14 protein-coding genes and 1 pseudogene are annotated in these 21,451 nt (G+C 74.6%); 7 read left to right on the top strand and 8 right to left on the bottom strand.

What is annotated here, in order from left to right:
• Positions 1-51: 51 nt before the first annotated feature.
• Both ABD981_RS33940 and ABD981_RS33945 read right to left on the bottom strand, forming a co-directional pair.
• Entirely contained in the window at positions 52-2,976 is a 2,925-nt protein-coding gene (locus ABD981_RS33940; protein WP_046907684.1) for an FAD-binding and (Fe-S)-binding domain-containing protein, read from the bottom strand.
• A 37-nt stretch (positions 2,977-3,013) separates the two neighbouring features.
• Positions 3,014-3,469: a MarR family winged helix-turn-helix transcriptional regulator gene (locus ABD981_RS33945; RefSeq protein ID WP_046907683.1), complete on the bottom strand. Its 456-nt coding sequence runs from the start codon at positions 3,467-3,469 to the stop codon at positions 3,014-3,016.
• A 185-nt stretch (positions 3,470-3,654) separates the two neighbouring features.
• On the opposite strand from ABD981_RS33945, the gene ABD981_RS33950 reads away from it, so the two are divergent.
• Positions 3,655-5,490 carry an ABC transporter ATP-binding protein gene (locus ABD981_RS33950; RefSeq protein ID WP_046907682.1) on the top strand — a complete coding sequence of 612 codons (1,836 nt, stop codon included), beginning with the start codon at positions 3,655-3,657 and terminating at the stop codon, positions 5,488-5,490.
• Positions 5,491-5,787: 297 nt separating this feature from the next.
• Positions 5,788-6,651: an endolytic transglycosylase MltG gene (mltG, locus tag ABD981_RS33955; protein WP_046907681.1), complete on the top strand. Its 864-nt coding sequence runs from the start codon at positions 5,788-5,790 to the stop codon at positions 6,649-6,651.
• On the opposite strand, the gene ABD981_RS33960 is transcribed toward mltG, so the two are convergent.
• From ABD981_RS33960 to ABD981_RS33970, 3 genes are all read right to left on the bottom strand, one after another.
• On the bottom strand, positions 6,617-7,708 hold the full coding sequence (locus ABD981_RS33960) for an NAD(P)-binding domain-containing protein (RefSeq protein WP_046907680.1): 1,092 nt from the start codon (positions 7,706-7,708) through the stop codon (positions 6,617-6,619). The two genes, mltG and ABD981_RS33960, sit on opposite strands and share 35 nt — an antisense overlap.
• Positions 7,709-7,823: 115 nt before the next feature.
• On the bottom strand, positions 7,824-9,041 hold the full coding sequence (locus tag ABD981_RS33965; RefSeq protein WP_046907679.1) for an LLM class flavin-dependent oxidoreductase: 1,218 nt from the start codon (positions 9,039-9,041) through the stop codon (positions 7,824-7,826).
• Between the two features lie 124 nt (positions 9,042-9,165).
• The gene (locus ABD981_RS33970) at positions 9,166-9,786 is read right to left on the bottom strand and encodes an ATP-binding cassette domain-containing protein (RefSeq protein WP_046907678.1); all 621 of its coding nucleotides are present in this window, start codon (positions 9,784-9,786) and stop codon (positions 9,166-9,168) included.
• A gap of 343 nt (positions 9,787-10,129) precedes the next feature.
• Between ABD981_RS33970 and ABD981_RS33975 the strand changes: the two are divergent.
• Positions 10,130-10,547 (top strand): annotated as a pseudogene (locus tag ABD981_RS33975) (secondary thiamine-phosphate synthase enzyme YjbQ).
• Positions 10,548-10,580: 33 nt separating this feature from the next.
• Here ABD981_RS33975 and ABD981_RS33980 read toward each other — a convergent pair.
• The gene (locus ABD981_RS33980; protein ID WP_123954446.1) at positions 10,581-12,950 is read right to left on the bottom strand and encodes an FdhF/YdeP family oxidoreductase; all 2,370 of its coding nucleotides are present in this window, start codon (positions 12,948-12,950) and stop codon (positions 10,581-10,583) included.
• Between the two features lie 202 nt (positions 12,951-13,152).
• Here ABD981_RS33980 and corA point away from each other — a divergent pair, with 202 nt between their 5' ends.
• The 3 genes from corA (at position 13,153) to ABD981_RS33995 (ending at position 16,631) form a co-directional block, all read left to right on the top strand.
• Positions 13,153-14,235 carry a magnesium/cobalt transporter CorA gene (gene corA / locus ABD981_RS33985; RefSeq protein ID WP_046907743.1) on the top strand — a complete coding sequence of 361 codons (1,083 nt, stop codon included), beginning with the start codon at positions 13,153-13,155 and terminating at the stop codon, positions 14,233-14,235.
• A gap of 172 nt (positions 14,236-14,407) precedes the next feature.
• Positions 14,408-14,893, top strand: coding sequence for a VOC family protein (locus tag ABD981_RS33990; protein WP_046907675.1), 486 nt, complete (start codon positions 14,408-14,410; stop codon positions 14,891-14,893).
• Between the two features lie 124 nt (positions 14,894-15,017).
• A complete protein-coding gene (locus ABD981_RS33995) occupies positions 15,018-16,631 on the top strand; it encodes an SDR family oxidoreductase (RefSeq protein WP_123954445.1) in 1,614 nt (537 codons plus the stop codon).
• A gap of 4 nt (positions 16,632-16,635) precedes the next feature.
• Here the strand turns inward: ABD981_RS33995 and ABD981_RS34000 are convergent, their stop codons facing one another.
• Positions 16,636-18,642 carry an ATP-binding protein gene (locus tag ABD981_RS34000; protein ID WP_046907674.1) on the bottom strand — a complete coding sequence of 669 codons (2,007 nt, stop codon included), beginning with the start codon at positions 18,640-18,642 and terminating at the stop codon, positions 16,636-16,638.
• A gap of 190 nt (positions 18,643-18,832) precedes the next feature.
• Here ABD981_RS34000 and ABD981_RS34005 point away from each other — a divergent pair, with 190 nt between their 5' ends.
• On the top strand, positions 18,833-20,206 hold the full coding sequence (locus ABD981_RS34005; protein ID WP_046907673.1) for a cryptochrome/photolyase family protein: 1,374 nt from the start codon (positions 18,833-18,835) through the stop codon (positions 20,204-20,206).
• A gap of 168 nt (positions 20,207-20,374) precedes the next feature.
• Here ABD981_RS34005 and ABD981_RS34010 read toward each other — a convergent pair whose 3' ends face one another.
• Complete coding sequence (locus ABD981_RS34010) at positions 20,375-21,397, bottom strand: MerR family transcriptional regulator (protein ID WP_046907672.1); 1,023 nt, start codon at positions 21,395-21,397, stop codon at positions 20,375-20,377.
• Positions 21,398-21,451 lie beyond the last annotated feature (54 nt).

The raw sequence follows: 21,451 nt of genomic DNA on the forward strand, positions 1-21,451 counted from the left end.
CGTGCGCCGCGGGGACGGGAGGACCCGCCCCCGCGGCGCACGGCGTCCCGGTCACGGGCGGGTGGCCCGCTCCAGCTCCATGAGGGCGGAGTGGTAGCTGCGGCCCGTGGCGCGGTCCATGCCGATCTCGCACATCCGGTTCGCCGACAGGTGCGCGTCGAACGGCCGGGCCGTCACCTCGGCCGCCTCCCGGGCCGTCGCCGACGCGGTGAGCTCCGGGTGCAGCATGCCCCGGTCGCCCGCGAAGGCGCAGCAGCCGGCGTCCTGCGGCACGACCACCTCCTCCGCGCACGCCCCGGCGAGCACCGACAGCCGGTCCTCGTCGCCCAGGTGCCGCATGGAACAGGTCGGGTGCACGACCGCCGACCCGACCCGGCGGCGCACGTCCAGCCGGGGCAGCAGCTCGTCCGCCGCCCACACCAGCGAGTCGAGGAAGGTCAGTTCGGCGTGCAGCTGCCGGTTGTCGTCGGTCAGGTACGGCACCACCTCGTGGGCGATGCCGAGCGTGCACGACGAGGCGTCCACCACCAGCGGAAGGCGCCCGCCCGCCGTCCAGCCCCAGGCCGCCTCCACGATCCGGTTGGCCATCACCTCGTTGCCCCGCTCGTATCCCTTGGAGTGCCAGATCGTCGCGCAGCAGGTCCCGGCGACGTCCTCGGGGATCCACACCGGGCGCCCGGCCCGCGCCGAGAGCGCCACCACGGCCTCCGGCAGCGACGGGCCCCGGTAGCCGTCCGGATTGCCGAAGATCCGGTTCACGCACGCCGGGTAGTAGACCGCGACCGCCGCCGGCCGGTGCGTGCGCGGGAGCCGGCGCGGAGCCGCGCCCGGGATCTCCGGCAGCCACTCCGGTACGAGGTCGGGCCGCACCGCCTTGCGCGCGAGCCCCGTCACGGAGCCGAGCAGCCGGTCGCCGATCCGCTCGGCGGCCCCCACCGAGAGCCGGGCCGCGGCCTCCACGGCGCGGAAGTGCTCCGCGGCGAGCGCGGCGATCCGCTCCTCGCGCGGCGAGTGCCGCTCGTGCCGGAACTCCTTCATCAGCGCGCCCGTGTCGATCCCGACGGGGCAGGCCAGCTTGCAGGTGGAGTCGCCCGCGCAGGTGTCGACGGCGTCGTACCCGTACGACTCCAGGAGACTCGTCTCGACCGGGGCGCCGTCCGCCTGCCGCATCATCTCCCGCCGGAGCACGATCCGCTGGCGCGGAGTGGTCGTCAGGTCGTGGCTCGGGCAGGTGGGTTCGCAGAAGCCGCACTCGATGCACGGGTCGGCGATCGGCTCCACCGTCGGGATGGTCTTGAGGCCGCGCAGGTGGGCCTGCGGGTCGCGGTCGAGGACGATCCGGGGGGCGAGCACCCCGTCCGGGTCGATGACCTCCTTGGTCCGCCACATCAGCTCCGTCGCCCTGGGCCCCCACTCCAGCTCCAGGAAGGGCGCGATGTTGCGGCCGGTGGCGTGCTCGGCCTTCAGCGAGCCGTCGAAGCGCTCCACGGTCAGCTTGCAGAAGTCGTCCATGAAGGCCGCGTAGCGCTCGACGTCGGCGGGGTCGCCGGCGTCGAAGGCGAGCAGGAAGTGCAGGTTGCCGTGGGCGGCGTGACCGGCGACGGCCGCGTCGAAGCCGTGCCGCGACTGGAGTTCGAGGAGCTCGGCGCAGGCCTCGGCGAGCCGGGCCGGCGGCACCGCGAAGTCCTCGGTGATCAGCGTCGTCCCGGAGGGGCGCGAGCCGCCGACCGCGGTCACGAAGGCCTTGCGGGCCTTCCAGTAGCCGGAGATCGTCCCGGCGTCCCGGGTGAAGGCGTTGGTCACGGAGCCGACCGGGGCGACCAGGTCGAGCCCGGCCAGCACCCCGGCCGCCGCTTCCTCGTACGCCAACTGCCCGGCCTCGTCCGGCGCGCGGAACTCGACGAGCAGCGCGGCCGTCTCCTTGGGCAGCTCCGCCCAGTCGGCGGGCACCCCGGGCACCTTCACCGAGGCCCGCAGGGTGTTGCCGTCCATCAGCTCGACGGCCAGTGCCCCCGCGTCGTTGAAGAGGGGCACGGCCGCCGCGGCGGCCGGCAGGGACGGGAAGAAGAGCAGTGCCGTGCTGACCTTCCGGTCCAGCGGCAGGGTGTCGAAGACGACCTCGGAGATGAAGCCGAACGTGCCCTCGGAGCCCACCATCAGGCCGCGCAGGATCCCGACCGGGGTGTCCGCGTCGAGGAAGGCGTCCAGGCGGTAGCCGTTGGTGTTCTTGATGGCGTACTTGGCGCGGATCCGGGCCGTCAGCTCCGGGTCCGCCTCGATGTCCGCCTTCAGTCCGAGCAGCCCGGCGCACAGCCGAGGCTCGGCCCGGGCCAGCTCCTCGTCGGCGGCCGGGTCGGCGGTGTCGACGACGGTGCCGCTCGGCAGGACGAAGGTGAGGGAGGCGACCGTGCGGTACGAGTTCCGGGTCGTTCCCGCGGTCATCCCGGAGGCGTTGTTGGCGACGACGCCGCCGATCGTGCAGGCGATCGCGCTCGCCGGGTCGGGGCCGAGCACCCGCCCGTACGGCGCCAGGGCCGCGTTGGCCCGGACGACCGTGGTCCCGGGCAGGATCCGGGCCCGGGCGCCGCCGTCCAGGACCTCGACGCCCGCCCAGTGGCGGCGCACGTCGACCAGGATGTCCTCGCCCTGCGCCTGCCCGTTGAGGCTGGTCCCGGCCGCCCGGAACACCACCTCGCGGCCCTTGCCGTGCGCGTACGAGAGGACGGCGGACACGTCGTCGATGTCCTCGGCGACCACCACGACCTGCGGCACGAAACGGTAGGGGCTCGCGTCGGAGGCGTACCGCACCAGGTCCGAGATCTTCGAGAGCACCTTGCCGGGGCCGAGGACGGCGGTCAGCTCCTCCCGCAGGTGCTTCGGCGTGCCACGGGCCTGGAGGTCCGGCACCCGGTCGGGCGCCGCCCGCCGAGGCGTTCCGGCTCGCAGGGCCTGCGGGTTCGGCTCCAGTACGGGCATGGCCAGGGCTCCCCTCCGGCGCGGCCGGGCCCCGGTCTCAGCAGGCGCGCCCCGGACCGCGGTCGACCAGGGCGGACAGCAGACCTCCGAGCACCTCGCGCTGTTCGACGGTCAGTGGGGCCAGCATGTCCTCTGCGGCGGCGCGGCGCGCGCTGCGCAGCTCCCTCAGCGTGTCGCGGCCGGTGTCGGTGAGCTCGATCCGCACCACCCGGCGATTGCTCGGATCGGGCACCCTGCGCACCCGCCCGGCCGCCTCCAGGCCGTCGACGAGGCTGGTCACGGCCCTGGGCACGACTTCGAGCCGGGCCGCGAGGTCCGCCATCCGGGGCGGCTCCTCGTAGTGCGCGACGGTCCGCAGCAGGCGGAACTGGGCGGGCGTGATGCCGACCGGCTCCATGTACCCCTTGTGCGCCCGCTGCAGCCGGCGGGTCAGGCGGAGCAGCTGCTCCGCGAGGAGGCCGTCGGGGTCGGGGGCGCGGTCCGGGGTGCTCATGCGGGAATGATATCAGGAGAAAGTTCATTGTGAGTATAGGTAACAATGAGCTATGCTCCGCATGTGGTCGACTGGAGTCGACTGAGCCCGTCCCCGTCCCCGTCCCCTCACTTTCCTGTCCCCCCGCTTCCCCGCCCCTCCCCGCACCGGCACCCGCCGCCGCACCCGAATCCTCGTAGGAGCCCATGCATCCGCACGACGAGTCCACCTGGACGCCTCCCTCCCGTGAACCCGGCCGCCCCGAGGAGCCCGCGCAGCTGCGGCGCATCCTGCGGCTCTTCCGCCCCTACCGGGGCCGTCTCGCCGTCGTCGGCCTGCTGGTCGGCGCGTCGTCCCTCGTCTCCATCGCCTCGCCCTTCCTCCTGAAGGAGATCCTGGACACCGCGATCCCGCAGGGGCGCACCGGGCTGCTCAGCCTGCTCGCGCTCGGCATGATCGTCACCGCCGTGACCTCGGGCGTCTTCGGCGTGCTCCAGACCCTGATCTCCACCACCGTCGGCCAGCGCGTCATGCACGACCTGCGCACCGCGGTCTACGCCCAGCTCCAGCGAATGCCGCTGGCCTTCTTCACCCGCACCCGCACCGGTGAGGTCCAGTCCCGGATCGCCAACGACATCGGCGGCATGCAGGCGACGGTCACCTCGACCGCCACCTCCCTGGTCTCCAACCTCACCGCCGTCGTCGCCACCGTCGTCGCCATGCTGGCGCTCGACTGGCGGCTCACCCTCGTCTCCCTGCTCCTGCTCCCGGTCTTCGTCTGGGTCAGCCGCCGGGTCGGGCGCGAGCGCAAGCGGATCACCACCCAGCGGCAGAAGCAGATGGCCGCCATGGCGGCGACCGTCACCGAATCCCTCTCCGTCAGCGGCATCCTGCTCGGCCGCACCATGGGCCGCGCCGACTCGCTGACGCGGTCCTTCGCCGCGGAGTCCGAGCGCCTCGTCGACCTCGAAGTGCGCTCCTCCATGGCCGGCCGCTGGCGGATGTCCGTCATCGGCATCGTCATGGCCGCCATGCCCGCCCTCATCTACTGGGCCGCGGGCCTCGCCCTCCAGGCCGGCGGCCCCGCCGTCTCCCTCGGCACCCTCGTCGCCTTCGTCTCCCTCCAGCAGGGCCTGTTCCGGCCCGCCGTGAGCCTGCTGTCGACCGGCGTGCAGATCCAGACCTCGCTCGCCCTGTTCCAGCGCATCTTCGAGTACCTCGACCTGCCGGTCGAGATCACCGAGCCCGCCGAGCCCGTCCGCCCGGCGAAGATCGCCGGCGAGGTGGTCTTCGAGAAGGTCGGCTTCCGCTACGACCCCGAGGGCGAGGGCCGCCCCACCCTCGACTCCATCGACCTCACCGTCCCCGCCGGCGGCAGCCTCGCCGTGGTCGGCCCCACCGGCTCCGGCAAGTCCACCCTCAGCTACCTGGTGCCCCGCCTGTACGACGTGACCGAGGGCCGCGTCACCCTCGACGGCACCGACGTGCGCGACCTCGGCTTCGACACCCTCGCCGAGGCCGTCGGCGTGGTCTCCCAGGAGACCCACCTCTTCCACGCCTCCGTCGCGGACAACCTGCGCTTCGCCAAGCCCGACGCCACCGACGCGGAGATCGAGGCCGCCGCGCGCGCCGCCCAGATCCACGACCACATCGCCTCGCTGCCCGAGGGGTACGAGACCCTCGTCGGCGAGCGCGGCTACCGCTTCTCCGGCGGCGAGAAGCAGCGCCTGGCCATCGCCCGCACCATCCTGCGCGACCCGCCGGTGCTCATCCTCGACGAGGCGACCAGCGCCCTCGACACCCGTACCGAGCACGCGGTCCAGCAGGCCATCGACGCGCTCTCCGCGGGCCGCACCACCATCACCATCGCCCACCGGCTCTCCACCGTCCGCGACGCCGACCAGATCGTCGTCCTGGAGGACGGGCGGATCGCCGAGCGCGGCACCCATGACGAACTCCTCGCCCGGGACGGGCGGTACGCGGCACTGGTCCGTCGGGACGAACACGCGAACGTGGGAGCGGTTGTTCCCCAGAACGTGTGATCGTGCTGCTTTTCGTTGCCCAACTCCCGTACGGCGTCGGATGATTACGGAGCGCGAACGGCGGGCTGCAGACCGCGACCGCGCAGTCCCACAGAAAGCTCTGTACGAGGAGAAGCACCACCATGAACGTCATCACCCACCTGCTCGCCGGCGTCCTCCACTTCCTGGGCTGGCTCGTCTGACCCTCACGCCCGGCAGGAAAGCGGCGCCGTCGGTCCCCCGTCCCAGGGGACCGGCGGCGCCGCCGTGTGTCCGGCGCTCCCCGGATTCGCGCGCGCACCGGGTTAGCGTGCGCCCATGACGTACCGGTCCTGGCAGCCCGAGCGCCGTCGCCGCCGCCGCACCCGCCTGACCCGGCGCGGCCGCCTCGCGCTGCTCCTCGGCGCCGTCCTCGCCGTCGCCGCCGCGATCACCGTGCCCCTGCTGCTGGGCGGGGAGGAGCGGCCCGCGCCCGAGAAGCGGCGCACCCTGCTCATCCCGGAGGGCTGGCGGGCCGGAGAGGTGTACGCGGCCGTCGACCGCTCCCTCGGCCTGCCGCAGGGCACGACCCGCGCGGCCGCCGGGGCCCGGGCCACCGGGCTGGCCCTGCCGCCCGCGGCGGCGGGCAATCCGGAGGGCTATCTCTTCCCCGCCACGTATCCGGTGGTGAAGGCCACGACCCCGCAGGGCCTGCTCCGCTACATGGTCGACACGGCGGGCAGGCGCTTCGCCGGCGAGCGCATCACCGAGGGCGCCCGGCGGCACGGCATGAGCGTCCACCAGACCGTGATCATCGCGAGCATCGTGCAGGCGGAGGCCGACAGCGCGGCGGACATGGGCAGGGTGGCGCGGGTCGTCTACAACCGGCTCGGCCGGGGCATGGCGCTCCAGATGGACTCCACGATCAACTACGCCCTGGGGCGGGACACCGTGGACACCACCCACCAGGACACCCGCATCGACAGCCCCTTCAACACCTACGAGCGCCGGGGCCTGCCCCCGTCGCCCATCGGGAACCCGGGCGACGCGGCGATGACGGCGGCGATCGACCCGGCCGACGGCGACTGGCTCTACTTCGTGACCGTGAAGCCGGGCGACACCCGCTTCACCGCGAACTACGCCGAACACCAGGCGAACGTCGCCGAGTTCAACGCGCAGCGACGGGCCGCGGGGCGTTCCTGAGGAGCCGGCCGATCTCGGAGACGGCCGCCCGCCCGGCGCGGTTGGCGCCGATCGTCGAGGCCGAGGGGCCGTAGCCGACCAGGTGGACGCGCTCGTCGCGGACCGCCCTGGTGCCCTCGACCCGGATGCCGCCGCCCGCCTCGCGCAGCCGCAGCGGCGCCAGGTGGTCGATCGCGGCCCGGAAGCCGGTCGCCCACAGGAGCACGTCCGCCTCGACCGTCCGCCCGTCGTCCCAGGCCACCCCGGACGGGGTGATCCGGTCGAACATGGGCAGCCGGTCCAGGATCCCGCGCTCGCGGGCCGAGCGGACGGCGTCGTTGAGCGGGAGTCCGGTGACCGACACGACGCTCTGCGGGGGCAGTCCGCGGCGCACCCGGTCCTCGACCAGGGCGACCGCGGCCCGGCCCTCGACCTCGCCGAAGGGGCCCTCGCGGTAGACGGGCTCGCGCCGTGTGACCCAGGTGGTCTCCGCCGCGACCTCGGCGATCTCCATCAGGTGCTGGGTGCCCGAGGCGCCACCGCCGACGACGATCACCCGCTGCCCGGCGAAGGCCTCGGGACCGGGGTACTGCGCCGTGTGCAGCTGGCGGCCCCGGAAGGTCTCCTGTCCCGGGTAGCGCGGCCAGAACGGGCGGTCCCAGGTGCCGGTGGCGTTGATCAGCGCGCGCGTGGAGTACACGCCCTCGGAGGTCTCGACGCGCAGCCGCCCGCCCTCGCCCTCGCGCACCGCCGACACCTCGACCGGGCGGTGCACCCGCAGGCCGAAGCTCTCCTCGTAGTCGGCGAAGTAGGCGCCGATCACCTCGGCGGAGGGACGGGCGGGATCGGCCCCGGTCAGCTCCTTGCCGGGCAGGGCGTGCATCCCGTGGACCTTGCCGTAGGTGAGCGAGGGCCAGCGGAACTGCCAGGCGCCGCCCGGGCGCGGGGCGTGGTCGAGGACCACGAAGTCCCGGTCGGGCTCGAACCCCGAGCGCCGCAGGTGGTAGGCGGCGGACAGGCCCGCCTGCCCGGCGCCGACGACGACCACGTCCACTGCGTGTACCCCGAAATCGTTCACGGTTCCACCAACCGTGGGCGGGTCCGGCTTCTTCCCGCCCCACCCACGGGGACGGCACGGAGCTGCCCGCACCGGCGGCACGGAGCTGCCCGCACCCCGCACCGACGGTGCGGAACTACCGCCCGCCACCGCCCGTCACGAGCAGCGGCGCCCCGCCCGGCGCGGAGGCGGGGCGGCCGTTCGCCGCCGGGACGCCCCGCAGCGGCGAGTCGGGGACCGTCGGCAGCAGGCCGCGGGCCGCCAGCTCCGGGGTCACGCCCTCGCCGAACCAGTACGCCTCCTCCAGGTGCGGATAGCCCGACAGCACGAAGTGCTCGACGCCCAGGTCGTGGTACTCCTCGATCCGGTCGGCCACGTCCCTGTGGCTGCCCACCAGCGCCGTCCCGGCCCCGCCCCGTACCAGGCCCACGCCCGCCCACAGGTTCGGCGCGATCTCCAGCCGGTCCCGGTCGAGCGTGCCGCCGCCGTGCAGCGCCAGCATCCGCTGCTGGCCCACCGACTCGCTGCGGCCCAGCGCCGCCTGGGCCGTTGCCACCGTTTCCGGATCGAGGTCGGCGAGCAGCCGCTCGGCCGTCGCCCACGCCTCGCGCGAGGAGTCGCGGGAGATGGTGTGCAGCCGGATGCCGAAACGCACCTCGCGGCCCCGCGCCTCCGCGAGCCGCCGGATCCAGTCGATCTTCTCCTTCACCTGCCACGGCGGCTCGCCCCAGGTCAGATAGACGTCCGCGTGCTCGGCGGCGACCGGCCCGGCCGCCGCCGAGGAGCCGCCGAAGAAGATCTCCGGCAGCGGCTCCGGCGGCAGCGCGGTCAGCCCGCCCTCCACCTGGTAGTGGCCGCCCTCGAAGTCGTACGGCCGCCCGCCCCACACCCCGCGCACCACCCGCAGGAACTCGGCGGTCCGCTCGTAGCGCAGGTCGTGGTCGAGGAAGTCGCCGAAGCGCCGCTGCTCGGCCGAGTCGCCGCCGGTCACCACGTTGAGCAGCAGCCGGCCACGGGTGATCCGCTGGTACGTGGCGGCCATCTGGGCGGCGAGCACGGGGGAGATCGCCCCCGGCCGGAACGCCACCAGGAACTTGAGGCGTTCGGTGTGCTGGGCGAGGGCGACGGTGGTCAGCCAGGCGTCCTCGCACCAGGTCCCGGTCGGCGTGAGGACCGCCTCGAAGCCCAGCCGCTCGGCCGCCTTGGCGATCTGCGCCAGATACTCGATGTCCGGGGCCCGCACCCCGCTCGCGGCGCGCGTGCGGCCGATGCCGCCGTCGCCGTACACGTGCCGGTCGACGAGGGTGCGGCCGTCGCCGCCGGTCGGCAGGAACCAGTGGAGGTGGACGGTCATCGGGAGCTGCCCTTTCGGTAGCCGCGCCGGGTCGGCGGACGGCGGCGGGTGGTCGTCGAAGCGGGTGCCGACACGGTCGGCGAAGCGGTGGGGCAGCGGTCCGGAGGAACCGGCCGCTGCGCGGTCAGGCGGCCTGGGGTACGGGCACGCCCGCCCGCTCGCCGAGCTCGGCGAGCAGCCGGGTGCGCAGGGCGGCGAGCGCCGGGTCGGCGGGGGAGCGGGGCCGGCCGAGGGCGACCGGCACGTCGTACCCGATGCCGCCGTCCCGCATCACCAGCACCCGGTCGGCGAGGAGCAGCGCCTCGTCGACCTCGGAGGCGGCCAGGAGCACGGTGCGGCCGCGCCGCCGCGACGCCTCGCCCACCAGGCGCAGGGCCTTGACCCGGGCCGGAGCGTCGAGCCCCGCGAACGGCTCGTCGAGCAGCAGCAGATCGGACTCCCGCTCCACCGCCCCGGCCAGCGCGGCGCGTCGGGCGGGCCCCCGCCACACCCTCCGCCACGGCGCCGGGCGCGGCGCCTGGAGGACGACGGCGCGGCGCCGGGGTACGAGCACGGTGCCGCTGATCTCGCGGTCGAGCCCGGCGAGCGCCCGCAGCAGCGTCGACTTGCCGCAGCCGCTCCGCCCCACCAGTGCGGTGAACTCACCGGCCGGCAGGCTCAGATCGAGCCCGTCGAGCACGGTGCGCCCGTCGAAGGAGCGGGTCAGACCGCGGACGGTCACGGCCCGGGGAAGGTCGGTCGCCATGGGCGGCAGCCTTTCGAAGGTGCGAACGCCGACCCCGCACCACCGGCGGAGGGAAGACGTCGGGAAGACGCGCCGCCGCCCGCGGACGCGCACCGCGCAGGCGCCACGTCCGCGGCCGTCACCGCGTCGGAAAGGCCCGAGGGGCCGCAGAAAGAGAAGGGGAGGGCGTCAGCGGCCGCGACAACACGCGGCGGAGGCCACCCGCAGCAGGTCGATGTGACCGCGCGTGGTGAGCAGGGCTGTACGCAACATGGCGCGAACGTAGCGAGCCGTCCCGTACCGGGTCAACGGTGTCTCGGAGCGTGGACGCGCGATCCCGGCCCGTGAACGGCAGGATGACCCCATGCCCTTCAGCACCACGGTCCTCAGCCTCACCACCGGCTCCACGGAGACCGTCACCGACCTCACCCGCCACTGCGAGGACTTCCTCGCCCGCACCGCGCAGGGAGCCGACGGCCTCCTCAACCTCTTCGTCCCCCACGCGACCGCGGGCCTCGCCATCCTGGAGACCGGTGCCGGCAGCGACCACGACCTCCTCACCGCCCTCCACCACCTGCTCCCCGCCGACGACCGCTGGCAGCACCGCCACGGCTCCCCGGGCCACGGCCGCGACCACGTCCTCCCCGCCCTGGTCCCCCCCGCACGCGACCGTGCCGGTCCTCGGCGGCCGCCTGGAGCTCGGCACCTGGCAGTCGATCTGCCTGGTGGACACCAACCGGGACAATCCCCAGCGGGAGGTCCGGCTGTCGTTCCTCGGGTAGCCGGCCGGCCTCGGACAGCCCGGCATCGGGCTCTCACCCGGCCGGGGTGATGGTCACCTTCACGTGCTTCATGATCGGCTGGTCGCTCTGGGTGCTGTAGTCGTCCAGCGCGCACAGCACGTTCATCTCGGGCATGTAGCCGGCCGCGCAGCCGCGCGGGATGTCGTACGGGATGGCGAGATAGCCCTTGAGGTAGCGCTCGCTCCCGTCCCGGGCGGTGCTGGTGATGTCGACCGGGCCGAGGTCGGCGATGCCGCGCTCGCGCATGTCCGCCCGGTTCATGAAGACCAGCGTGCGCAGGTTCCTGATGCCGCGGTACCGGTCGTTGCCGGAGTAGATCGTGGTGTTCCACTGGTCGTGCGAGCGCATCGTGCCCAGCGCCAGGGTGCCGGGGGCGGGCACCACGTCCGGCAGGGCGGCGGCGGAGAACTCGGCGCGTCCGGAAGGGGTCAGGAAGACCAGCTCGCGGGCGGGCTGCCGGATGCGGAAGCCGAGCGGCAGCCGCACCCGCCGGTTGAAGTCCTCGAAGCCGTCGAGCGCGCGGGCCATCGTGTCCCGGATGCGGTCGTAGTCCTCGACGTACCACTCCCACGGGGTGGCGCTGTCGGGGAGCGCGGCGCGGGCCATGCCGGCGATGATGGCCGGTTCGGAGAGCAGGTGCGGCGACGCGGGCTTCTTCATGCCGATCGAGAGGTGCACCATGCTCATCGAGTCCTCGACCGAGGTGGACTGGACGCCCTTGCGCTGGTGGTCCTTCTCGGTCCGGCCGAGGCAGGGCAGGATCAACGCCCGCCGCCCGTGCACGACATGGCTGCGGTTCAGCTTGGTGCTCACCTGCACGGTGAGCTCGCAGGCCCGCAAGGCCTCGTACGTGTACGGGGTGTCGGGCGCGGCCAGGGCGAAGTTGCCGCCCATGCCGACGAAGACCCGCACGTCGCCGCGGTGCATCGCCTTGATGGTGCGCACGGTGTCCAGGCCGTGGTCCCGGGGCGGGTCGATCGCGCAGGCCTCGGCGAGCCGGTCCAGGAACTCCTCGCTCGGACGGTGGTCGATGCCGCAGGTGCGGTTGCCCTGCACGTTGCTGTGCCCGCGCACGGGGGAGGGGCCCGCGCCCTCCCGGCCGAGGTTGCCGCGGAGCAGCAGCAGGTTGACGATCTCCCGCACCGTGTCGACGCCGTGCTCGTGCTGGGTGACGCCGAGGCACCAGCTGACGATGGAGCGGTCGGCCTCGCCGTACACCCTGGCGGCCTTCAGGATGTCGGCCCGGCTCAGACCGGACTGGGTCTCCAGCTCCTCCCAGGGCGTGGCCTCGCACAGCGCGCGGTACTCCTCGAAGCCGGCGGTGTACCGCTCGATGAACTCCCGGTCCAGGGCCTTCGGGTCCGTGACCGACTGCTCCAGGACCGCCTTCGCCATGCCGCGCAGGAGCGCCATGTCGCCGCCGATGCGCGGCTGGAGGTCGAGGGTGCCGGTCCGGGTCGAGCGGAAGGTGGCCATGTCCTTGAAGTCGTGCGGGATGATCGTCCGCGTCGCGGCCGCCTCGACGAGCGGGTTGACGTGCACGATCTGCGCGCCCCGGTGGTACGCCTCGGCGAGGGCGGTCAGCATCCGGGGCGCGTTGGAGGCCGCGTTGACCCCCAGGATGAACAGCGCGTCGGCGCTCTCCCAGTCCTTCAGGTCGACGGTGCCCTTGCCGGTGCCCAGGGAGGCCTGCAGCGCCCGGCCGCTGGCCTCGTGGCACATGTTCGAGCAGTCGGGCAGGTTGTTCGTGCCGAGCTCGCGGGCCATCAGCTGGTAGAGGAAGGTGGCCTCGTTGCCGAGCCGGCCCGAGGTGTAGAAGGAGGCCCGGTTCGGGTCGTCGAGCGCGCGCAGGGCACCGCCGACGAGCGCGAAGGCGTCCTTCCAGGTGATGGGGACGTAGTGGTCCGACTCCGGGTCGTAGACCATCGGCTCGGTCAGCCGGCCCTGGTTCTCCAGGTCGTAGTCGGTCCATCCGGCCAGCTCGGTCACCGTGTGGGCGGCGAAGAACGCGCGGTCCACCCGCTTCCGGGTCATCTCCCAGGTGACGTGCTTGATGCCGTTCTCGCAGATGTCGAGGTGCAGCCCCTTGGTGTCGTCCGGCCAGGCGCAGCCCGGGCAGTCGAAGCCGGTGTTCTCGTGGTTCATCTTCATGATCGCCCGGGGCCCGTCCAAGGGGAGGGCTCCCTCGCGCACCATGAACCGGGTCACGCTGTCCGCCGCGCCCCAGCCCGCGGCGGGGTGGTGGTAGGGGCGGAACTCCGGCTTCCCCTCGGGGACGGGTCCCACGCGGGGTTCGAGGGACTCCCGCGCTTCCGGGGATCGCTTCGATGCGGGGGATCCCTCGGGTTCCGGGGATCGCCGCTCGCCCTTGTCGACGCTCATGACTCTCACCCTTACCGGGGCAGCGGGGGACGCGACTGCGCTCTCGGGCAGGCTATGTCCGCTCGGGTACCGCCGCCATCCGAGTCCCGCACGGCGGCGGACCCACCCGGGGGGCGCCTCGTCGCCTCCCGTCCGGCCTGGCCAGGCCGGACGGGCCGCTGACAGACTGGCCGGCGATCTGCCGAAGGAGCACCTCGTGTCGATGATCCACCGTCTGCGCAGCGCGGTCCGCCGGACGTACCGGCGTGCCGTGGACCTCAGCCACCCGGCGCGCTCGCCGCTCGGCAGCGCGGTCGTCAACTGCGTGGTCTACCGGGACGGGGTGCGGCAGCCCGCCGTCCGGTCGGCCGAGGAGGCCGTGCGGCGCGTCCGCAGGGCGGACGACGGGTTCGTGTGGATCGGGCTGCACGAGCCGGAGGAGAAGGAGTTCGCGGGGCTGGCCGAGCTGTTCGGGCTGCATCCGCTCGCGGTGGAGGACGCCGTCCACGCCCACCAGCGGCCGAAGCTGGAGCAGTACGACGACGTGCTGTTCGCCGTCTTCAAGACGGTGCGGTACGTGGAGCACGACGAGCTCACCGCGACCAGCGAGGTGGTGGACACCGGCGAGCTGATGGCCTTCATAGGGCCCGGCTTCGTCATCACCATCCGCCACGGGGGACACGGCTCGCTCGGCCCGCTCCGCGAGGTGCTGGAGTCGGTGCCCGAGCAGCTCGCGAAGGGGCCCTCGGCCGTCCTGCACGCCATCGCGGACCACGTCGTCGACGACTACCTCGCCGTCGTCGAAGCCGTGCAGGACGACCTGGACGCGATCGAGACGGCGGTCTTCTCCGAGCAGGGGCACCGCGGCGACGTCGGCCGCATCTACCAGCTCAAGCGCGAGCTCCTGGAGCTCAAGCGGGCCGTGACGCCGCTGGGCAGGCCGCTGCAGCGGCTGGCGACCGAGCCGGTGCCGGTCGTCGCGCCCGAGATCCGCGCGTACTTCCGCGACGTCGCCGACCACCTGGCGCGGGTCACCGAACAGGTCGCCTCGTACGACGCCCTGCTCGACTCGATCCTCCAGGCCCACCTCGCGCAGGTGACCGTCGCCCAGAACGAGGACATGCGCAAGATCACCGCCTGGGCCGCGATCATCGCGGTCCCGACGATGGTCTGCGGCGTCTACGGGATGAACTTCGACCACATGCCCGAGCTGCGCTGGACCTACGGCTATCCCGTGGTCCTCGGCGTCATGGCCGTCGCCTGCTTCGTCATCCACCGGGGCTTCCGCCGCAACGGCTGGCTCTGACCCTCCGCCGGACCGGCCGCACACCTGGGGGCACGGGCGGGACCACGTCCCTTCGGGGCATCCGGCACCCGTTCTCCGCGTGGCGCCGGACCCTTTCGCCGGGCTTCGGGATAGGAGTGGTCGCCGTCGGCGGTCGGCGGTGATCGCCCTGCTTCGGAAAGGCGGGAGTCCGGTGGCCGTCAAGCCCGTTCCCGAGGGACGTCCGCGCGTCACGCCGTACCTCTGCGTCGACGGAGCCGCCGCGGCGATCGACTTCTACGTCGCCGTGCTCGGCGCGACCGAGCGGACGCGGATGCCGGCGCCCGACGGCAGGATCGGCCACGCCGAGCTGGAGCTCGGCGACTCGGTCCTCATGCTCGCCGACGAGTACCCCGAGATGGGCTTCCGCTCGCCGAAGGCGGTGGGCGGGACGCCCATCACCCTCCACGTGTACGTCGAGGACGTCGACCAGGTCTTCGCCCGGGCCCTGGCCCGGGGCGCGAAGGAGCTGTCGCCGGTCAAGGACGAGTTCTACGGCGACCGCACCGGGCAGCTGGAGGACCCGTTCGGCCACCGCTGGAACCTCGCCACGCACGTCGAGGACGTCCCGGAGGAGGAGATGGAGAAGCGGGCCCAGGCGGCCCTGCGCTCCATGGAGCCCGCCCCCGACGGCGACTGAAGCCCGCCGCCGGCCGCTCCCCGCATCCGCGGACCCGCTCCGCGCCGAACCATCGGCACAAGGGCGTGCGCGGCCCGGACCCGGCCGCGACCACGCCACGAACCCCGGTGGAACGGATCAGCGCATGGACACTCCCAACCCCTCCGAGGGCGCCCTCTGCCTGGTCACCGGCGCGAGCGGGTACATCGGCGGGCGGCTCGTGCCGGAGCTGCTCGACCGGGGGTACCGGGTGCGGTGCGTCGCCCGGCATCCGGAGAAGCTGCGGGACTTCCCCTGGGCCGGGCGGGTGGAGATCGTACGCGGGGACGTCACCGACGCCGTGAGCCTGCGGGCGGCCCTCGACGGCGTCGAGATCGGCTACTACCTCGTCCACTCGATGGCCTCGACGGCGCGCTTCGAGGAAGCCGACCGGCTCGCCGCCCGCACCTTCGCCACCGAGGCCCGGGCGGCCGGCCTGCGCCGCATCGTCTACCTGGGCGGCCTCGCCCCGCGCGGCGTACCGGACGCGTCCCTCTCGCCGCACATGCGGTCCCGCACCGAGGTCGGGCGCATCCTGCTCGCCTCGGGCGTCCCCACCACGGTCCTGCGGGCCGCCGTCGTCATCGGCTCCGGCTCGGCCTCCTTCGAGATGCTGCGCTACCTGACCGAACGGCTGCCCGTCATGGTCACGCCGAGCTGGGTCGGCAGCCGCGTACAGCCCATCGCGGTCCGCGACGTGCTCCGCTACCTCGCGGGCAGCGCCGCCATGCCCCCGGACGTCAGCAGGACCTTCGACATCGCGGGCCCCGACGTGCTCACCTACCGGGAGATGATGGTGCGGTACGCGCAGGTCGCCGGACTGCGCAAGCGCCTCATCGTCTCCGTGCCGATGCTCACGCCCCGGCTCTCCAGCCACTGGATCGGACTGGTCACCCCGGTCCCCGCCGCCCTGGCCCGGCCGCTCGCCGAATCGCTCCGGCACGAGGTCGTCCGCACCGAGGACGACATCACCCGCTACGTCCCCGACGGCCCGGGGGAGCCCCGCACCTTCGACGAGTCGCTGCGGCTCGCCCTGCGCCGGGTCCGGGACGCCCGGGTCACCACCCGCTGGTCCTCCGCCGCCACGCCCGGCGCGCCGAGCGACCCGCTGCCGACCGACCCCGACTGGGCCGGCGGCAGCCTGTACACCGACGAACGCTCGCGCGCCGTCGACGCGAGCCCGGAGGCGCTGTGGCGGGTCATCGAGGGCGTCGGCGGCGAGAACGGCTGGTACTCGTTCCCCCTCGCCTGGGCGGTCCGGGGCTGGGCCGACCGGCTCGTCGGGGGCGTGGGACTGCGCCGGGGCCGCCGGGACGCCGAACGGCTCCGGGCGGGTGACGCGCTGGACTTCTGGCGGGTGGAGGAGATCGACCGCGGCCGCCTGCTCCGCCTCCGCGCCGAGATGCGCCTGCCCGGTCTCGCCTGGCTGGAAATGGGCGTCGACCGCGACGAACGGGGCCGCACCGCGTACCGCCAGCGGGCGCTCTTCCACCCCCGGGGCCTCGCCGGGCAGGCGTACTGGTGGAGCGTGGCCCCCTTCCACGCCGTGGTCTTCGGCGGCATGGCCCGGAACATCGCCCGGACCGCCGAGGCGGAGGCCGTCGCCCGGACCGCCGAGGGCGGGGCCGAGGGCGGGGCCGAGGGCGGGGCCGAGGGCGGGCGAGGGTCCGGGGAAGGGAACGGCACCCCGGACCCGCGCCCGCCGGACCCGCGCCCGTGACCGCTCATCCGGCCAGCATCGTCTCCAGGGTCGTGAACGGGTCGGCGAGCCGGGCCAGTTCGTACGCCTCCTCGTACGCCCCGTCGCCTATCTGGAGCCGCGCCGCCCGCTCCGCGTCCTGCCGCAGCGGCTTCAACTCCGGGGTGCCGCGCTGGGGATGACCGACCATCTCCCAGAACACCTGGCCCGCGCCGTACGCGACCGCCGCCTCCTCGCCCCGCTCCAGCGCCGCCAGCGCGACCGCCAGCAGATCCAGGCCCAGGCCCAGGCCGAAGGCGTCGCCGATCAGACGCTTGTCGCGCAGCATGGCCCGGGAGTGCGCGGCGGCGTCCGAGGCGCGCTCCTCGAACAGCGCTATCACCGCCAGCTGGTACTCGGTGTAGGAACGCGTCCAGTGCTCGCCCGCCGCGACCGAGTCGTCCCGCAGCGCCTCCGCCGCGGCCCGGGCCCTGCGCAGGGCCCCGGAGGCCGTCAGCGCGAAGACCCGCACCAGCCGGCACCGCGCCGCCGCGGCCGCGCCGGCCACCGGCCCGGTCAGCGCGCGGTCGGCGACGGCCAGCGCGTTCAGGGGCTCGCCCCGCAGCAGCATCACCAGGCCGCGCAGGTACGCCGCGTCCGCGAGCAGCGTCGCGTCCCCCGCCCGGACCGCCTCCTCGTCCGCCCGGCCGGCCAGCCGGGCCGCCGTGTCGTACTCGCCCCGCAGACAGCGCACCACCCCGAGCGCCCAGCACACCCGCGCCATCACGGCCGGGGGCCCGGAGACCAGTTGCAGGCACTCCTCCAGGTAGTGCGAGGCCTCGTGCAGGTGCCCCGAGCACGCCCAGAAGAAGCCCACGGCCCCGGCCAGTTCGGCGGCCCCCCGCGGGTCGGTCGCCAGCAGGTGCTCCAGCGCCGCGCACAGGTCGCCGTAGCAGGCGGACAGCCGCGTGGCCGCCTCCGCCTGCCCCGGACCCCACCAGGAGTCCTCGGCGGTCCGGGCGAGTTCGTGGAAGCGCCGGGCGTGCCGGGTGGTCGTCGCCCGGGTCTCGCCGAGCTCCGCGAGCCACAGCGCCCCGTACTCGCGCACCGTGTCGTACAGGTGGACCCGGCCGCCGGACAGCGTGACCACGCTCTTGCGGACCAGCCCGTCGAGCGCCCCGGCCAGCACGTCCTCGGTCAGCGGTCCGCCCCGGCAGACCCGGGTCACGTCCTCGATCGTGGCGCCGGACCGGAACACCGAGAGGCGCGCCCACAGCAGGCGTTCCTGCGGCTCGCACAGTTCGTGGCTCCACCCGATCGTCGTCCGCAGCGCCCGGTGACGGGCCGGCTGGACCCGGCTGTCCGGGGCCTCGGCGAGGGCGAGCCTGCCGCGCAGCAGCCGGGCCATCTCCCGCACCGGCCGCTTCCGCAGGTGCCCGGCGGCGAGTTCCAGGGCCAGCGGCACCCCCTCCAGCCAGCGGCACACGTCGGCCGCGGCGACGTACTCCTCCGGCCGGGTCCACCGGACGCCGACGGCCTCCGCGCGCGCGGCGAAGAGCTCCATGGCCTCGGTGTCGGGGTCCAGCGGGCCGACGCGGAACCGGGTCTCCCCCGGGAGGCCGAGCGGCTCGCGGCTGGTCGCGAGCACCACCAGCCCGGGGCAGCGCGCGAGGAGGACGCGGACCAGCGCGGCGCAGGCGGCGAGGACGTGCTCGCAGGAGTCCAGGACCAGCAGCACGCGGCGGCCGCCGATCCACTCGGCCAGGCCGTCCACCGGATCGCCGGCCGAGTGGTCCGACAGGCCGCAGGCGTCGGCGACCAGCGAGGTGACCAGCGACGGGCCGCTCAGCGACCAGAGCGGGACCCAGTGCACGGCGGCGAACGCCTCCGGCCCGCACTCCCCGGCCACCCGCGCGGCGAGCCGGGACTTGCCGATGCCGCCCATGCCCACCAGCGTCACGAGCGACCGCCCGGACACCAGCGCGCCCAGCTCCCGGACGGCCCCTTCCCGCCCGACGAACGGCCCGCTCTCTGGTGGATTCCAACTGTCCATGCCCCGCATTCTCGGGCAGAACCCGGCCGTTCCCGACCACGGGAGCCGGGCGACCGCGTTCTTCGGCCGTTTCCGCATCAGGTGCATCCGGACGGCCTCCCGGGCCGGAAACCCGGGGTGCAGGAGTCTGCGACCAGTACGTACGCCGCCGGCGCGGGTTCGCGGACGGCGGCCCAGCAGGGAGGGCGCGATGACCGTCTCCGTCGTTCTGTACACCTCGGACCTCAGGGTGCACGACCATCCGCCGCTCAGGGCCGCGCTCGAAGGGGCCGAGGAGGTGGTCCCCGTGTTCGTCCGCGACCCGGCCGTGGACCGTGCGGGCTTCGCCGCTCCCAACCGGCTCGCCTTCCTCGCCGACTGCCTCGCCGACCTCGACCGGGGCCTCGCGGAGCGCGGCGGCCGCCTCGTGGTGCGGGAGGGCGACACCGTCTCCGAGGTGCTGGACCTGGTGCGGCGGACCGAGGCCGACGAGGTGCACATGGCGGCGGGGGTCACGGCCTTCGCCGCCGCGCGGGAGGCCCGGCTGCGCAAGGCGCTCGAGAACGACGGCCGGCGGCTCTACGTGCACGACGGCGTCGTCACCGTCGTCCCGCCCGGCGACGTCCTCCCGCAGGGCTCGGACCACTTCGCCGTGTTCACCCCGTACCACCGGCGCTGGGCCGCCGAGCCGATCCGGACCCCCCTGGCCGCCCCGCGGGCGGTCCGCGTGCCCGCCGGGGTGCGGTCCGCGCCGCTCCCGCGGCGGGCCGCCGTCGCGGACGTCTCGCCCGCGCTCGCCGTCGGGGGCGAGAGCGAGGGGCGCGCACGGCTGGGCGCGTGGCTCGCGGCCCACGCCGACGCGTACGAGGAGCGCCACGACGACCTGGCCGGCGACGTCACCTCCCGCCTCTCGCCCTACCTCCACTTCGGCGCCGTCTCCGCGACCGAGGCGGTGCACCGGGCGAACCGGCGGGGCGGCGCGGGGGCCGCCGCGTTCGTGCGGCAGCTGTGCTGGCGCGACTTCCACCACCAGGTCCTGGCCGCGCGCCCCTCGGCGGCGGGCGCCGACTACCGTCCACGGCACGACCGTTGGCGCCGGGGCGCCGACGCCGAGGCGGACCTCGCCGCCTGGCGGGAGGGACGGACCGGCTACCCGGTCGTGGACGCCGCCATGCGCCAGCTCGCCCACGAAGGGTGGATGCACAACCGGGGCCGGCTGCTCACCGCCTCCTTCCTGACGAAGACGCTCCGCATCGACTGGCGCGAGGGGGCCCGCCACTTCCTCGGCCTGCTGGTGGACGGCGACGTCGCGAACAACCAGCTCAACTGGCAGTGGGCGGCGGGCACCGGCACGGACACCCGGCCCAACCGCGTCCTCAACCCGGTGCGGCAGGCCAGGCGCTACGACCCGGACGGCGCCTACGTCCGGCGCTGGGTCCCGGAGCTCGCCGGCCTCGACGGTCCGGCCGTCCACGAGCCCTGGCGGCTGGTCGGGCTCGACCGGGCGTCCCTGGACTACCCGGAGCCGCTGGTCGACCTCGCGGAGGCCCTGGAGCGCTTCCGGGCGGACCGGGGCGGGGCCTGACCCCGGGCTCCCGTACGGCAGCGTCCCGAACGACCGAGCGCACGCGGACCGTCCTCCCGCCCTCCCGGGCTACGCGGACTGCCGGGCCCGCACGGGCGGCTCCGTCCCCCGGCCGGCGGGGCCCGGCAACGGCGGGCCGCCCCCGGGCGCGAGCGGGCGGTCGCGGGGTCAGGCCGTGACGCCGCCCGCGGGCTCCCCGTACAGCCGGGAGATCACGGCGATCGCCTCGCGCAGTCCGGTCGGCCGCGCCGTGCCGGGGGCGGGCGTCCGGCCGAGCCAGCCGGGGCCCGCGAGCAGGACCAGGGGAGCGGTGCGCGCTCCCCGCACCCCGAACGAGGTGCCCGCGAGGTGCCGGGCCAGGGCGTGGTGCGCGGTGGAGCGCGCCTGTGACCAGAGCACGACGGCGGCGGGCCCCGACCGACGCACCGCCGCGTCGATGGCCTCCGCGGGCACGGCCGCGCCGAACATCCGGGTCGGCAGGCCCTGTTCGGCCAGTCCGGCGGCGAGCGCCTCCAGGGGCAGCGTGTGCTGCTCGCCGGGGACGCAGGCCAGCACGACGGGGGCGAGCGGGGAGGCGGGTCCGGCGACGGCGCCCCGCCGCAGCGCGGTGGAGACGTGCCAGGACAGCAGGTGCTCCACCTCGACGTAACGGTCCCCGGAGGACTCCCACTTCCGGCCCACCGCGTGCAGCGTCGGGGCCATGATCTCCTCCCACGCGGTGACCAGCCCGTGCTCCGCCAGCACCTGCCGCAGCAGCACCTCCATGGCCGGACCGTCGAGGCGCACGGCCGCGCGGGCGAGCCCCCGGCACTCCTGCCGTACGTCGCCCAGCGGCAGCCCGCCGCCGGGCCCCGCCCGGCGGGGGGCCGTCTCCCGGGGTTCCTCCGGAGGCGCGGCGCCGGGGAGCACCGCCTGGGCGGCCCTGGCGGCCCGGGCCGCCTCGGCGGGCGGGACGCCGGAGGCCGTGAGGCGGCACATCTCCTCCAGCATCGCGACGTCCGCGGGGCTCCACCGGCGGTGCCGTCCGTCCGCGCGGACGGCGGGTCCGATGCCGTACCGCTGGTCCCAGGAGCGCACCGTGGTGGGGGAGACGCCCAGGCGCCGCGCGACGGCGCCCGTCGTGATCCCGTGAGACGGGCCGGACGGGCCGGACGGGCCGGACGGGCCGGATGGGCCGGATGGGTCGGGCATACCACCCACCATACGATGCGGAAACGCTGCGACGGCGGCCCAGCTGGGCAGCTG

This window comes from Streptomyces showdoensis, assembly GCF_039535475.1.
Classification (GTDB): domain Bacteria; phylum Actinomycetota; class Actinomycetes; order Streptomycetales; family Streptomycetaceae; genus Streptomyces; species Streptomyces showdoensis.